At 33.5% G+C, this 13,579-nt stretch carries 15 protein-coding genes; 9 read left to right on the forward strand and 6 right to left on the reverse strand.

What is annotated here, in order from left to right; genetic code table 11:
- The first annotated feature begins 20 nt into the window (after window positions 1–20).
- Window positions 21–1,145 carry a cysteine desulfurase family protein gene (locus OLM58_RS15290; protein WP_264529615.1) on the forward strand — a complete coding sequence of 375 codons (1,125 nt, stop codon included), beginning with the start codon at window positions 21–23 and terminating at the stop codon, window positions 1,143–1,145.
- Window positions 1,146–1,209: 64 nt separating this feature from the next.
- On the opposite strand, the gene OLM58_RS15295 is transcribed toward OLM58_RS15290, so the two are convergent.
- A complete protein-coding gene (locus tag OLM58_RS15295) occupies window positions 1,210–1,770 on the reverse strand; it encodes an L-threonylcarbamoyladenylate synthase (RefSeq protein ID WP_017498309.1) in 561 nt (186 codons plus the stop codon).
- Between the two features lie 159 nt (window positions 1,771–1,929).
- On the opposite strand from OLM58_RS15295, the gene OLM58_RS15300 reads away from it, so the two are divergent.
- A complete protein-coding gene (locus OLM58_RS15300) occupies window positions 1,930–2,691 on the forward strand; it encodes a hypothetical protein (RefSeq protein WP_264529616.1) in 762 nt (253 codons plus the stop codon).
- Between the two features lie 105 nt (window positions 2,692–2,796).
- Here OLM58_RS15300 and OLM58_RS15305 read toward each other — a convergent pair whose 3' ends face one another.
- Window positions 2,797–3,561: a DUF4422 domain-containing protein gene (locus OLM58_RS15305; protein WP_264529617.1), complete on the reverse strand. Its 765-nt coding sequence runs from the start codon at window positions 3,559–3,561 to the stop codon at window positions 2,797–2,799.
- Complete coding sequence (gene glf, locus OLM58_RS15310) at window positions 3,554–4,666, reverse strand: UDP-galactopyranose mutase (protein ID WP_264529618.1); 1,113 nt, start codon at window positions 4,664–4,666, stop codon at window positions 3,554–3,556. The genes OLM58_RS15305 and glf overlap by 8 nt, the downstream gene beginning before the upstream one ends.
- A 52-nt stretch (window positions 4,667–4,718) precedes the next feature.
- On the opposite strand from glf, the gene OLM58_RS15315 reads away from it, so the two are divergent.
- Together OLM58_RS15315 and OLM58_RS15320 are read left to right on the forward strand one after the other, a co-directional pair.
- Window positions 4,719–5,597 carry a hypothetical protein gene (locus tag OLM58_RS15315; RefSeq protein ID WP_264529619.1) on the forward strand — a complete coding sequence of 293 codons (879 nt, stop codon included), beginning with the start codon at window positions 4,719–4,721 and terminating at the stop codon, window positions 5,595–5,597.
- A gap of 185 nt (window positions 5,598–5,782) precedes the next feature.
- Complete coding sequence (locus OLM58_RS15320) at window positions 5,783–6,553, forward strand: Kdo domain containing protein (protein WP_264529620.1); 771 nt, start codon at window positions 5,783–5,785, stop codon at window positions 6,551–6,553.
- Here OLM58_RS15320 and OLM58_RS15325 read toward each other — a convergent pair.
- Together OLM58_RS15325 and OLM58_RS15330 are read right to left on the reverse strand one after the other, a co-directional pair.
- Window positions 6,534–7,322 carry a glycosyltransferase family 2 protein gene (locus OLM58_RS15325; RefSeq protein WP_264529621.1) on the reverse strand — a complete coding sequence of 263 codons (789 nt, stop codon included), beginning with the start codon at window positions 7,320–7,322 and terminating at the stop codon, window positions 6,534–6,536. The genes OLM58_RS15320 and OLM58_RS15325 overlap by 20 nt on opposite strands.
- Before the next feature lie 2 nt (window positions 7,323–7,324).
- Window positions 7,325–8,389 (reverse strand): glycosyltransferase family 9 protein, encoded by a 1,065-nt coding sequence (locus OLM58_RS15330; RefSeq protein WP_264529622.1) that lies wholly within the window; start codon window positions 8,387–8,389, stop codon window positions 7,325–7,327.
- A gap of 126 nt (window positions 8,390–8,515) precedes the next feature.
- Between OLM58_RS15330 and OLM58_RS15335 the strand changes: the two genes are divergently transcribed.
- The 3 genes from OLM58_RS15335 (at window position 8,516) to OLM58_RS15345 (ending at window position 11,040) form a co-directional block, all read left to right on the forward strand.
- A complete protein-coding gene (locus OLM58_RS15335; protein WP_264529623.1) occupies window positions 8,516–9,265 on the forward strand; it encodes a glycosyltransferase family 2 protein in 750 nt (249 codons plus the stop codon).
- Window positions 9,266–9,568: 303 nt separating this feature from the next.
- On the forward strand, window positions 9,569–10,282 hold the full coding sequence (locus tag OLM58_RS15340; protein ID WP_264529624.1) for a polysaccharide deacetylase family protein: 714 nt from the start codon (window positions 9,569–9,571) through the stop codon (window positions 10,280–10,282).
- Window positions 10,283–10,290: 8 nt separating this feature from the next.
- Window positions 10,291–11,040 carry a glycosyltransferase family 2 protein gene (locus tag OLM58_RS15345; RefSeq protein WP_264529625.1) on the forward strand — a complete coding sequence of 250 codons (750 nt, stop codon included), beginning with the start codon at window positions 10,291–10,293 and terminating at the stop codon, window positions 11,038–11,040.
- Window positions 11,041–11,112: 72 nt separating this feature from the next.
- On the opposite strand, the gene OLM58_RS15350 is transcribed toward OLM58_RS15345, so the two are convergent.
- Entirely contained in the window at window positions 11,113–11,928 is an 816-nt protein-coding gene (locus OLM58_RS15350) for a 2,3,4,5-tetrahydropyridine-2,6-dicarboxylate N-succinyltransferase (RefSeq protein ID WP_089078334.1), read from the reverse strand.
- A 289-nt stretch (window positions 11,929–12,217) separates the two neighbouring features.
- On the opposite strand from OLM58_RS15350, the gene OLM58_RS15355 reads away from it, so the two are divergent.
- Window positions 12,218–12,847, forward strand: coding sequence for a PAS domain-containing protein (locus tag OLM58_RS15355; RefSeq protein WP_264529626.1), 630 nt, complete (start codon window positions 12,218–12,220; stop codon window positions 12,845–12,847).
- 217 nt (window positions 12,848–13,064) lie between these two features.
- Window positions 13,065–13,481 carry a Holliday junction resolvase RuvX gene (gene ruvX / locus OLM58_RS15360; protein ID WP_070906723.1) on the forward strand — a complete coding sequence of 139 codons (417 nt, stop codon included), beginning with the start codon at window positions 13,065–13,067 and terminating at the stop codon, window positions 13,479–13,481.
- Window positions 13,482–13,579: the final 98 nt, after the last annotated feature.

The raw sequence follows: 13,579 nt of genomic DNA on the forward strand, positions 1-13,579 counted from the left end.
TATTTCATAACTTTGCAGAGATGAAAAAAGTATACCTCGATAACGCCTCTACAACCGCTATACGCCCTGAAGTGATTCAGGAAATGTTGAAAGTAATGACTGAAGATTTTGGAAATCCTTCTTCTACACACAGTTTCGGAAGAAACGGAAAGACCATTTTAGAACTTTCCAGGAAAAGTATTGCGAAATATTTAAATTGTACGGCACAGGAGATTATTTTTACCTCAGGAGGAACTGAGGCTGATAATTGGATTCTTCGTTCGGCGGTGGAAGATCTTAAAGCAGAGCGTATTATTACAACCAGAATTGAGCATCATGCAGTGCTGCATACCGCATTGGTTTTAGAATCTGAATATAACGTTCAGGTGGATTACGTAAATGTAAATCCTGATGGAAGTATAGATTTAACTCATTTATCCAATTTGTTAGCCGAAGACAAAAAGACAATTGTCAGTTTGATGCATGTAAACAACGAAACCGGAGCTGTTTTGGATCTGGAAAGAGTGGGTGTAATTTGTAAGCAGTATAATGCTTTGTTTCATTCGGATACTGTTCAGTCTGTTGGAAAAACGGAGATCGATCTGCAAAAAATCCCTGTTGATTTTATCGTAGCAAGTGCGCATAAATTTCACGGTCCAAAAGGAGTTGGGTTCGCATTTGTTCGAAAAAATTCAGGATTGCAACCTTTGATTTTTGGAGGAGAGCAGGAAAAAGGCTTGCGTGCCGGTACAGAAGCCGTGCATCAGATTGCCGGAATGGCGAAAGCATTGTCTCTTTCGTATGAGAATTTAGATGCTGAAAGAAATTATATTTTAGGCTTGAAAACCTATCTTATTGAGCAATTTGAAGCTCATTTTCCGGGTTTCAGAATCAATGGAAAAAAGGATGATTTTTACAACATCATCAATGTTATTCTGCCTTTCTCAGCAGATAAAACTTCGATGCTTTTGTTTAGTTTAGATATGAAAGGAATTGCTGTTTCCAGAGGCAGTGCCTGTCAGTCGGGGAGTGTAAAACCGTCGCATGTTTTGAAAGAAATGCTTTCAGAGACCGATTTAAAATTACCAAATCTCCGAATTTCATTCAGTCATTTTAATACCAAAGAAGATATTGACTGGTTGGTTGAGAGTTTGAAAAGTGTTTAAAGTTTTAGGTTTCAGGTTTCAAGTTTCAGGTTCTGCACGAAACTTGAAACCTGAAACAAAAAAATTACTTACGAATCACTTTTACCTGTGAATCATTGGTGAGTTTTATAATTGTTGATGGTTTTCCGGCAATCCTGTCGTGATACAGATTTACTACATAGTCAACGCCTTTCACAATTTCCGGATTGATGTCTTTGAAACCAATAGGAGTAGGCTGTCCCGAAATATTAGCTGAAGTCGAAACCAGTGGTTTTTTCATTCGTTCCAATAATTTAAAACAGAACGGTTCCTTTACCAAGCGAACAGCAAGCGAATTGTCCGCAGCTATGATATTTGGAGCGACATTACGTGGCTCATCCAGAATTAAAGTAGTTGGTTTTTCAGATAAATCTAAAATTTGCCAGGCTACTTCAGGGATATTTTTAAATACATTGTACATCATTTTTTCGCCATTCATCAATACAATCATGCTTTGTGTTTCGGCACGTTGTTTGAGTTTGTATATTTTGGCAACAGCCTCAGGATTTGTTGCGTCACAGCCAATTCCCCACACGGTATCAGTAGGATAGAGAATGATTCCTCCTTCTTTTATGACTTCGTACGCTTTGATTATTTCTTCGTTCATTATATAATTAGGGATTATTAGAGGTATTATTTGCAAATATAAAGATTATGATATTTGTAATGTGGTTTTTCCTTAAACTATAGAAATAACTTGTTTTTTGTAAAAATAGGTTTACTTTTGCGGATAAAATTATATTATTAATCTTAATTAAATTAAAAAATGAAAAAAATTTTACTTAGTTTTCTGGTTTTAGGTTCGTTAGTGTCTTGCAGTAATGATGAAGGAAGTGTGATTTCAGATAAAGCTGCAAAAGATAATAAAAATGAACTTTTTATTAGGAGTACAGATGGGAAAATTGTAGAAGAACTTCCGACAGAAGTTTATAATAAAATTATTGATGACCTTCAAAAAGATAATGAGGTAAAAAAAATAGAAGTATTAAATTCTGAATATAAGAATGATAATGGATTGACAAAGCTTGTCTCTACTGTTTCAAAAGCAACTAAAGGAAATTTAACTGGTAAAGCTGAGGGAGCTGTAACTTTTCAGTATAAAGGGCATACTAGTGATTATTATTATAAATACTCTTCAGGTGGTGAGGGTTATTCTGCAGGTGGATGGCAGAATTGGGTTGATTTAGGTAAAGAGGCCGGCACAACAGGGGTAGATGCAAGATTAGAGGCATTGCAATTTACTTCTGGAGTTTATATAAATGATTTTAAAGCTAGGGCATATGTTCAAAATTTAGGTTGGTTGCCTTATGTAGGTTTTGGGGAAGTTGTAGGTACAACTGGTAGAAAATTAAGAATGGAGTCTTTGCAAATATTTGTTCCTGCCAGCTTTGCTACTAATGTTTATTATCAAGTTCACGTTCAAAATTTAGGTTGGCTCCCAGTGGTAGGTAATGGTGAGATTACCGGTACAACTGGTAGATCTCTTAGAATCGAAGCTTTTAAAATGTATATGTTTATCGTTATTTAATCTTTTGGTGATTTTAAATACGTAAAAATACTTAGTTTTAAAAAAAAAGGACAATTTTCAATATGAAAATTGTCCTTTTTTAATGTTTTTTAGCTATGGATATTTTTACAAATCAATTATTTTGTATGATGGAATTCCTTTGATTTTAAACTTATGGTGATACATATAAAGATTGATTAGTCTTTCTGAAATAAAACCAAAAATTCGGGCCTGATAAGCATCTTCCGGGATTGTAACTCTGGATTCAAGTTCAAATAAAATAGAGAAAAGCCAGGCGTAATAGTTGTCGAATTTCTCTTTTGAGCTAACCATCATATTTCCCATGTGGAAAAGGGTTCCTTCATCCAAAAATGAGGTAATACTGTCTTTATATTCCGGATATTTTTCCGAAATGATTTGTTTGGTTAGGTCCCAATCCTCTTTTCGGTGTTCCTCACAGTAGTTATCGGTCAAAGATCCTTTTTTGAACTTATAAGGTCGGCATAGAATTACATCATATTCCGAAAGAATTGAAGCTATTTTTTTCTCTAGTTTTTTAGAAGAGGTATGGAATAGCTTAGTATTTTTGAAATTTTCAGTTGTGATTTTTTTCTGTGCAGAAGGCTTTAAGTTGTACCAGTCGTTGTAAAAGTTAAGGTATCTTCTGTAATGGCAAATGCCCACGTAATCAGCCTTTTTTTCGTTTTTCCAAATCCAGTAAGCAGCTGTCAATTCACAATAGTTGCTGTTTTTGTTTCCGATATTGTCCTGAGTATTGTCTCTTAAGATAGTATCAGTGATTGATGGATTTGTTCCCACCTGAATCGGAACCAGAATATCATTGGATAATACAGGGTTTTCTTTATGAGTTACGATAAAAATCTTAATCATTATTCAGTTCTGTTTTAGATCTTTTTAAAGCTATGGCAATTATCTGATGCATGTCGTAATATCTGTATTCGGATAATCTTCCTCCAAATATTACATTCTTTTCTTCTAAAGACAGTTTTTTGTACTCTTCAAACAAGGCTTGATTTTTAGCATCGTTTATAGGATAAAACGCTTCATTAGACGGGTTCCATTCGCATGGATATTCTTTTGTAATAACCGTTTTGCTTTGTTTGCCAAATTCAAAATGTTTGTGCTCAATTATTCGGGTAAAAGGATAGCTGGCGTCGTTGTAATTAACGACAGCATTTCCTTGAAAATTGTCAGTATCAAGAACTTCGTTGTCAAATTGTAGAGATCTGTATTCCAAAACTCCTAATTTGTAATCGAAATACTCGTCAATCTTTCCGGAATACACAATTTTATCAGCAAGTCCGTCAAATTTTGTTCGGTCTGAAAAGTAATTGGTATTGGTTACCACTTCAATTCCTTCTAATAATTTGTCAATTAATTTATTGTAACCACCAATAGGGATTCCTTGATAAGTGTCGTTGAAATAGTTATTGTCAAATGTGAATCTAACCGGAAGTCTTTTTATGATAAAAGCGGGTAGTTCAGTAGCTTTTCTTCCCCACTGTTTTTCAGTATATTCTTTTATAAAATAATCGTAGATGTCTTTGCCGACAAGGCTTAGCGCTTGTTCTTCAAGATTTTTAGGGTCTTTTACTCCATAAGTAGCTACTTGCTCCTCTATTTTTGCTTTAGCTTCCTGAGGTGTTTTAGTTCCCCAAAGTTGGTAGAAAGTATTCATGTTAAAAGGTAAATTGTACATCTTACCTTTAGAGAGTGACATCGGAGAATTGGTAAAGTTGTTGAATTCAACAAATTGATTTACATAATCCCATATCGCCTTATCGTTGGTATGAAATATATGTGCACCATATTTATGAACATTAATTCCTTCGATATTCTCGCAATATACATTTCCTCCTATATGGTCTCTTTTGTCAATTACCAGGCATTTTTTTCCTGCTTTTTTTGCTTCGTGAGCGAACACGCTGCCATAGAGACCTGATCCAATTATTAAATAGTCATATTGCTTTTTCATGATGCAAAAGTAGAGATTAATTAGTAAATTGCAACAAATTACAAAAGTAAAAATGGCAGGAAAAATACAAGTAGGATATCTGGTTTCGTATGATTATGAGTTGTTAAAAACATCACTTCCAACAGTGTATAACGATGCAGATGCGGTTTTTGTCGCCATTGATAAAAACAGAAATACCTGGAATGGCGGAAGCTTTACGATCGATGATTCTTTTTTTGAATGGATTAAGGATTTTGACGTTGATAAGAAGGTAGTGATTTATGAAGATGATTTTTATGTCCCAGCCCTAACGACAATGGAATGTGAAATCAGAGAGCGAAAAATGCTCGCTGAAAAAATGGGAATTGGGAATTGGATTGTTCAGGTAGATTGTGACGAGTATTTTGTTGACTTTAAAAAGTTTGTTTCAGATTTAAGACGATATGATTCCTATCTAATTAACCCGGAAAAACATCCTATCCAAATATGCGCTTTCTGGGTTATGCTTTATAAATATACAGATCAGGGTATTTTATATGTCGATAAACCGCTGAAAGCAATTTTTGCAACAAACTATCCTAATTATAAAAGCGGACGCAGAATCAAAGAGCGTCAGATTTATACCAATAATATTGTCTTGCATGAATCCTTGTCAAGAACAGAAGCCGATTTGCGTTTTAAGCTTGACAATTGGGGGCATAATGTAGATGTGGATAAGGGGTTTTTGGATAAATGGCTTGTTGTAAATGAAAACAATTATAAAGAGTACAAAGATTTTTACTATTTACAGCCTAAAAGATGGAAGAAATTGGGATTCTTCTCCACTAAAAGTATCCCTCAGATAAAGGAGATTATTGAGAAAGAAAAAAGACTGAATGTACCTAAGTTCAATCTCTATTTTAAAAATTTCGGACAGTGGTTGAAATATTCACTGAAGAAAAAAAAGGCATAGGGGAATTTTTATTTCGTTTTTGCTCTCATAATTGATTTTTCTTAATTATTAAGGTTATTTTTGCTTCCTTCCATTTACCTCTAAGAAATGCAGAATATTGAACTGCTTTTTGATGCTTTGGTTTGAATAAAATAAACGATAGAGCATTGGAAATGGGTAATAAATTAATATCAAAGTTATAGTTAATGATTTCAAAATTTAGATTTTCAACAGCAGTAAAAAGTTCCAGAGACATCCTGTCTTTTATTAAAGATTTTAATACTTCAGGTGAGTTGTTTGGAAATGGAGACCGAAATGTTATTAAGTTGTTTGATCTTGAGGAGAAAAAAATCAACATTAAATCCTTTAAAATTCCGAACTTAATTAATAAAATTGCTTACCGCTATTTTAGAAAATCAAAGGCGAGACGTTCGTACGAATATGCTACAATTTTGTTAGAAAGAGGTATTGGAACTCCACAGCCCATAGCGTTTTTGGAGAACTTTAATTTTGTAGGTCTGAGAGACAGTTATTATGCAAGCGAACATTTAACAACAGATTTAACTTATAGAGAACTTGTAGAAATTCCGGATTACCCTGATCGTGATAATATCTTGAGACAGTTTACCCGATTTAGTTTTGGTCTTCATGAAAAAGGAATCGAATTTTTAGATCACTCACCCGGAAATACATTGATTAAAAAGAAACAGGACGGAAATTATGAATTCTTTTTGGTCGATTTAAACCGAATGGAATTTCATGAATCAATGAGTTTTGAAATGCGTATGAAAAACTTATGCCGTCTGACTCCTTTAAAAGAGATGGTAGCGGTTATGAGTAACGAGTATGCAAAGTTTTATAAAGAAGAATCTGAGCAAAGAATATTTCAAACTTTGTGGAAATATACGGCTGATTTTCAGGAGAAATTTTACAGGAAAAAGCGCTTAAAAAAGAAACTTAAGTTCTGGAAGAAGTAATTCGTGATAGTTCTTTATAGCGGATAAAAACGCTGTAAGCATTTAGATAACATATCGTGATTCCTTTGGCTCCGTCTAAAAAGCCCAAACGAATTAAAAACTGATACAAAAAAGTATAAACAGGATGGAAAATCATCAATAGACGAGATGATTTCTGTCCTTTTTTTTGTTTTTCATTGGCCTTTAAAACCCCGTAACTATACATTTTTGCTTTGTAGTCAGAAAAAGAAGTATAGGAGAAATGAATGATCTTATTCTTTAAAGTTGAAATCGTCCCGTTCACGATCAGTTTTTCATGTACCATTCTGTCCTGATTATACCGACAGTTTGTTTTGTTAAAAAGCCTGAAAATTTTATCCGTTTGCCAGCCGCTAAAATGAAGCTTACGATTTTTGAACATAAAAGTTCTGTAAATGAAATAGGCGCTTGCCGCATCTTTTTGATTGATGGTGGCTGCGATTTCCAGTTTCAGTTCCGGAGTTAATCTTTCATCGGCATCAATGAATAAGATCCAGGAGTTTTTTGCCTGATCAATCGCAAAATTACGTTGTGAAGTGTAATTAACGAAGGGATTCTGGATTACTTTTACGTTTTTAAAAGATTCAATTATGTTCAGCGTCCGATCGGTACTGTACGAGTCTACTACAAGGATTTCATCGGCAAAATCGATATCTTCCAGTAATGATTTTATATGCTGTTCTTCATTAAGCGTAATAATCAAAACGGACAATTTTTCCCTGTCGGTAGTATTCATAAGTTCTTCACTCATTTTCAATTTTTATACTCCTGAAAATAAGTATCCAGTTTTTCAAGCATTAAAGTTAAAGGGTACTCATCGTAGTACTCAAAAGTATGATCTTTTATGTATTGTTCGGTGTGCTGCTTGTATATTTCCGGTTTTAAATCTTTTAAGTGAATGGAGAAGTTTTTGGCTTCATTTTCAAATATTTGCCAGGTCTCTTTTCTAACAGATGGTGTGAATATGGAGAAGGTTGGAATTTCAAGTGCTTTGGCCATATTCACGGCTCCTCCTTCATTTCCAATCAACATTTCGCATTGTGAAAGTAAAGCCAGAAAAGGTCTTAGTTCAGTACAGTACAAATCAAAAACGATGTGTTTTTTAGTTTCGGCACTGCAATGATTGTATACTTCGAGAGCCTGTTCTTTTTGATCCGGAATATAGTTGAAAATAATAGTGGCATTGGTTTTAGCAACTGTAAAATCGATAATTTTAGCCATTCCTTCCAAAGGATATGTCTTGTAAACTTCGCTTCCCAAAATTCCAAACATGATTAATGGCTTTTCCGTATCAACCTGATAGCTTTTCAGAAGCTTTTTGGCATCATCAATTTCAGATTCTTTTAAAAAGATTTTTGGTTTTACATCTGTAATCTTTTCAGAAATGAACGGTTTTAGAAGCATTAAACGATTTTCAATGGCCAATCCGTGTTCTGATTCTACAGCATCTAAGCGTTCATAAGTGTAATTGTAGCATATTTTAGTGTACCATTTACGATACGAAACCTTATATTTTGCACCCGAAAATAACGTAATTAAATTAGTTTCCAGCTTAGAATAAACGTCAATAACAGCATCGTATTTATTGCGTCGGATTTGAAAAATAAATTTAAACAGAGAAGGAGTTGATTTTCTAACCTTGTTGGATAAAGGAATAATGTTATCAATATTCTTGTTCTCTTTTAGTACATCGACAGAATTTGGGTAACACATATAATCGATAATCGAATCCGGGTATTTGGTTTTTAGATTATTACAGATTATGGTGCTCGTTAATACATCTCCAATTCTTTTTTGCTGAATGACTAATATTCTCATTTATATAAAATTCAATTTGTGGGCTAAATTAGTAATAATTTTATAAAGTGTGCAAGCGCACGATTAAGATAAGGTAACTAAAATAAAAAGCCGTATTTTTGTAAAAAACAAATTCCCCCCAAGAAAATGCAGATTAGTGGTCTAGTTATTACTTTCAATGAAGAGAAAAATATCGGTAAATGTATAGATGCTTTACTAAAAGTGTGTGATGAAGTAATTGTAGTAGATTCGTTTAGTAAAGATCGTACTGTTGAAATTGCCAAAGAAAAAGGCGCAATTGTTGTAGAACAAGCTTTTTTAGGTGATGGTCCGCAACGTACACATGGTTTGCCATATTGCAAAAATGATTGGATCTTGAATCTTGATGCCGATGAGTTTTTGGATAAAGATGCAGAGAAATTTATAACAGATAAAAAGTACCTTGAGGGAAATTATGACGCTTTTAGTTTCAGAGTAAAAAACTTTCTGGGCGATAAACTTATTGATTTTTCAGGATGGTATCCGGATCAAAAAGTCCGTTTTTTTAATAAACAAACAGCGCATCCGTCTGATTCTAAGGTGCATCAGAAGATAATTACTCAAAATGAGAAAAAAGTTTCCGTACACCTCTTGCACTATGGTTGGGATTCTTTGGATCAAATTATTGCAAAAAAGAATCAATATTCAGGCTGGCATGCACAACAATTGTTCGATCAGGGGAAAAGAATAACCGCAATTAAGCCAGTTATTAATGGAGCTGTTGCGTTTATCAGATGCTACTTTTTTAAGAAAGGTATTTTTAATGGCATAGACGGGTTGTCAATAGCGATGATTCAGAGTTTCTTTTCTTATATGAAATATGCTAAGCTTTTAAAACTTCAAAAAAAGCTAAAATAGAATTCAGCTAATCTCAATTCAGAGTGTCGGTTTTTTAAAGCACAAACAAGTGTTTTGTGCTATTTTATTACCAGGGTTTATCGATTATTGTACATGTCAGTTGTGTTTTTGCAATGTGGCTGTTGATAGTTTTGTTTCAGAAATTATCAATTATATAGTCTTTTTCTTTCTTTAATGAATAAATACGGCTGATTTTATTTAACATTAATTAGGTTTTTTGTTTTATTTATTTTTTTTTGCTTAAAAATGTTTTTTTTGTGAAAAATAATACTATTAATGATAGCTTTGCTAAAAAAATAGAGAATGTCAAAGCTGCCAATTTTAATGTATCATAACGTTGTTGAAGACGAAGCCAAGTCTGTGGATTTAAGTGTTTCTGTAGCAAAATTAGAATCACAATTTAAATTTTTACATGATAACAATTACACGACATTTCATTTTAAAGATTTAGAAAATTTAAAAGAACTTCCTTCAAAAAGCATTATAATCACTTTTGATGATGTTACCGAGTGCCAGTTGTTGTATGCGGTGCCTTTGCTTGAAAAATACCAATTAAAAGCCTCTTTTTTTATACCATTTTCTTATGTTGGAAATTTTGATTATTGGATAGAAGGAAAAGAAAAAATTATGAGTGTCGAACAGCTAAAAGGGTTGAATCCTGATCTTATTGAGCTGGGGTATCACTCTTTTGAACATAAAAGATACAGTTCGTTGTCTAAAGAAGAGTTAGAGGCTGATTTTGCGAAGTCTAATGCCTTTATTTTGGATAATCAATTAGATATAAAACCTGTCCTGGCGTATCCTTTTGGGAATTATGCCAAGAAACATTCTGAGTTTGCTGTTTTTGAAAATATGATGCGGGATAACGGTATAAAATACGGTTTGAGAATAGGCAACAGAGTGAATAATTTTCCCTTTAAAAATAACTATTTGGTAAAGAGAATAGACATAAAAGGGGAAGATAGTTTGTTTAGATTTAAACTAAAATTGAAAATAGGTAAGCTTAAATTATTTTAAAAAATGCTATGGAAATTAGTGGATTAGTAATAACGTATAATGAAGAAAAAAACATTGGTAAATGTATAGATGCGCTGTTCAGGGTTTGTAACGAAGTAATTGTTGTAGATTCGTTAAGTACAGATAATACAGTGAAAATTGCCGAAGAAAAAGGGGCTAAGGTTGTTTTGCAGAGCTTTTTAGGCGACGGACCTCAGAGAATTCACGGTCTTCCTTATTGTAAAAATGACTGGATTTTAAATTTAGATGCTGATGAGATTTTGGCCGAAGATGCCGAAAAATTTATATTATCAGGCCAATATGAGAAACAGAATTTTGATGTGTATGCCTTCTCTCTGTATAATTATATGGGCTGTAAGCTTATTAATTTCGCAGGTTGGTACCCTGATAAAACTTCACGATTTTTTAACAAACAAACCGCTTCTCCTTCAAAAGATAGTGTACATCAAAAAGTTTTGGGTACTAATAAGACCCACTTAAAAGTTCATATACATCATTATGCCTGGGACTGTTTTGGACAATTTATCAGTAAGAAAAACTTATATTCAACCTGGCATGCCCAGCAGCTTTACGACCAGAATAAAAGAGTCAACAGCTTTAAACCTATATTAAACGGGACAGTTTCTTTTATTAGATGTTATTTTTTTAAAAAAGGCTTTTTACACGGATTAGACGGTTTCACCTTTTCAATGACTCAGGCTTTCTTTTCTTATATGAAATATGCTAAGCTTTTGAAACTTCAAAAACAGAATAAATAATAAAAAAAAGTATAGAAAATAATAAAGCGGAATGAGTAATCATTCCGCTTTATTATTTATAGAGATTATAGGTTAAACAGCAACATCGTATTCACGAAGTGCATTGTTTAATGAAGTTTTTAAATCCGTTGATGGTTTACGAGTACCAATGATTAATGCACATGGTACTTGAAATTCACCTGCAGCGAATTTTTTAGTGTAACTTCCCGGAATCACGACAGAGCGAGCAGGAACAAAACCTTTCATTTCAACAGGTTCATCACCAGTTACATCGATAATTTTTGTGGAAGCAGTCAAACAAACATTAGCACCAAGAACAGCTTCTTTACCTACGTGAACTCCTTCTACTACAATACAACGAGAACCGATAAAAGCACCATCTTCAATAATAACCGGAGCAGCTTGTAATGGCTCTAAAACACCACCGATACCAACACCACCGCTTAAGTGAACATTTTTACCAATTTGAGCACAGCTTCCAACAGTCGCCCATGTATCAACCATGGTACCTTCATCAACATAAGCACCAATGTTTACATAACTTGGCATCAAAATTACACCGCTTGAAATATAAGCTCCGTAGCGGGCTACTGCATTAGGTACTACACGAATTCCTTTTTCAGCATAACCTTTTTTCAGCAACATTTTGTCGTGGTATTCGAAAATACCGGATTCCCATGTTTCCATTTTTTGAATCGGGAAATACATTACAACAGCTTTCTTAACCCATTCGTTTACCTGCCACTTGTCACCAACAGGTTCAGCGCAACGTAATTTTCCTGCATCAATCAATTCAATAACTTCTCTGATAGCATCAGTTGTGGTTGTTTCTTGTAATAAAGCTCTGTTTTCCCAAGCTTGTTCTATTATAGTCTGTAAAGAATTCATAAGTTTTAATTTTTGGCAAAGATAAGGTATTTGCGGAAAAGCAGAAAAGTAAAGCTATCGTAAAATGTTACAAGTGTAACTTTTTGTTTGTATTTTGATAAATAAAACAAGGCTTATGGAAAATGCAAGAATGAGGTTAACCTATAAACGCTTTTTTTTGATGGTAAAACATGATAAAAATCAGATTTTGCGTTTTTACTTCTCATTAATTTCGCGGTATAATTCCCGAAAGATATAGAGAGGAATTGCGAAATACCATTCCAAAACAAAAATATTTAATCAGTAAGAAATGAATCAAGAAAATCAACTCCGAACGCCTGTTGCAGTAATCGATAAAGAAGTCACGTGGGACAAAACACAAGTGATTATGAGTAAAACAAATGCTTTTGGTATTATTGAATATGCCAATGAAGTATTTGTAGATGTATGCGGTTATGAAGATTATGAGTTAATGGGGCAGCCACACAATATTATACGTCATCCGGATATGCCAAAGGTTATTTTTAAAGTGCTTTGGGAGAATCTTAAAAACGGAAAGAACTTTCATGCTATTGTTAAGAATTTAGCGAAGTCAGGACGTTACTATTGGGTTATTACCGATTTTGAGATTGCAAAAGACGAGAACGGAGTTATTGTAAATTATTTTGGAAGACGACAAGCAGTCCCACAAGAAGTAATTGCCTTGCATATTGAACCGCTATACAAAAAACTGTTACAGATCGAGGCTGCAAGCGGTATGGAGTTTAGCGAGAAGTATCTTATTGGATTTCTGGAGGAAAAGAAAAGAACTTATGTTGAATATATTAAGGAGTTAATCTATGAACATGAGAAATCGCAGGCAAAATTTGCTCAATATGAAGTGCAGGAAAATGATGAAGAGGAGGAAAGAGGTTTTTTTAGAAGACTGTTTAACAGATAGAAGTTATTTTTTTTAGGTTTTGAATATTTGGAAAAAATCCGTTTTGAATAAAAGCTCAGAACGGATTTTTTATGAGGTCAAATGTATCTTGATTGTTTTAATTATATTGAGTTTAATGGAATATACAGATAGATGGTTCTGGTGCTCGGTTTTATAAAATACAAAGATTCTCTTTAAATTTGTATGTTTCCTTTCTATCTTTGTTAAAAATTCAAAGATGCCAAGAATTCTTTCTATAGACTACGGACAAAAGCGCACCGGAATTGCTGTTACTGATGAAATGCAGATTATTGCTTCAGGTTTAACAACAATACCAACCAATACCCTTATTGATTTTCTGAAAGATTATTTTGCAAAAGAAAAGGTTGAAGCCGTTTTAATTGGCGAGCCCAAACAAATGAATGGTCAGCCATCAGAGAGTGCTTCGGTTATTAAAGGGTTTGTAACTCATTTTACCAATATTTTTCCTGATATGAAAGTAGTTCGTGTCGACGAACGTTTTACGTCAAAAATGGCCTTTCAAACGATGATCGATAGCGGACTCAGTAAAAAACAGCGCCAGAATAAAGGTTTAATCGATGAAATTTCGGCTACAATTATGCTTCAGGACTATCTCTCGTCAAAACGTTTTTAACACCCAATCTTTTAGCTTTTTATTTTTTAGAAAAACATAACTTTTATCATGCAATTTTAGTTTTTTTTTGCAATTATAAAAAGTACCTTTGCACTTTA

Origin of the sequence: Flavobacterium sp. N502540, assembly GCF_025947365.1 — a bacterium.
Classification (GTDB): Bacteria; Bacteroidota; Bacteroidia; order Flavobacteriales; family Flavobacteriaceae; genus Flavobacterium.

Excerpts from the sequence above, each read along its gene's own strand:
- OLM58_RS15290 (WP_264529615.1), top strand. The coding sequence starts at position 21 with ATGAAAAAAGTATACCTCGATAACGCCTCTACAACCGCTATACGCCCT.
- OLM58_RS15295 (WP_017498309.1), bottom strand. The coding sequence starts at position 1,770 with ATGAACGAAGAAATAATCAAAGCGTACGAAGTCATAAAAGAAGGAGGA.
- OLM58_RS15300 (WP_264529616.1), top strand. The coding sequence starts at position 1,930 with ATGAAAAAAATTTTACTTAGTTTTCTGGTTTTAGGTTCGTTAGTGTCT.
- OLM58_RS15305 (WP_264529617.1), bottom strand. The coding sequence starts at position 3,561 with ATGATTAAGATTTTTATCGTAACTCATAAAGAAAACCCTGTATTATCC.
- glf (WP_264529618.1), bottom strand. The coding sequence starts at position 4,666 with ATGAAAAAGCAATATGACTATTTAATAATTGGATCAGGTCTCTATGGC.
- OLM58_RS15315 (WP_264529619.1), top strand. The coding sequence starts at position 4,719 with ATGGCAGGAAAAATACAAGTAGGATATCTGGTTTCGTATGATTATGAG.
- OLM58_RS15320 (WP_264529620.1), top strand. The coding sequence starts at position 5,783 with ATGATTTCAAAATTTAGATTTTCAACAGCAGTAAAAAGTTCCAGAGAC.
- OLM58_RS15325 (WP_264529621.1), bottom strand. The coding sequence starts at position 7,322 with ATGAGTGAAGAACTTATGAATACTACCGACAGGGAAAAATTGTCCGTT.
- OLM58_RS15330 (WP_264529622.1), bottom strand. The coding sequence starts at position 8,389 with ATGAGAATATTAGTCATTCAGCAAAAAAGAATTGGAGATGTATTAACG.
- OLM58_RS15335 (WP_264529623.1), top strand. The coding sequence starts at position 8,516 with ATGCAGATTAGTGGTCTAGTTATTACTTTCAATGAAGAGAAAAATATC.
- OLM58_RS15340 (WP_264529624.1), top strand. The coding sequence starts at position 9,569 with ATGTCAAAGCTGCCAATTTTAATGTATCATAACGTTGTTGAAGACGAA.
- OLM58_RS15345 (WP_264529625.1), top strand. The coding sequence starts at position 10,291 with ATGGAAATTAGTGGATTAGTAATAACGTATAATGAAGAAAAAAACATT.
- OLM58_RS15350 (WP_089078334.1), bottom strand. The coding sequence starts at position 11,928 with ATGAATTCTTTACAGACTATAATAGAACAAGCTTGGGAAAACAGAGCT.
- OLM58_RS15355 (WP_264529626.1), top strand. The coding sequence starts at position 12,218 with ATGAATCAAGAAAATCAACTCCGAACGCCTGTTGCAGTAATCGATAAA.
- ruvX (WP_070906723.1), top strand. The coding sequence starts at position 13,065 with ATGCCAAGAATTCTTTCTATAGACTACGGACAAAAGCGCACCGGAATT.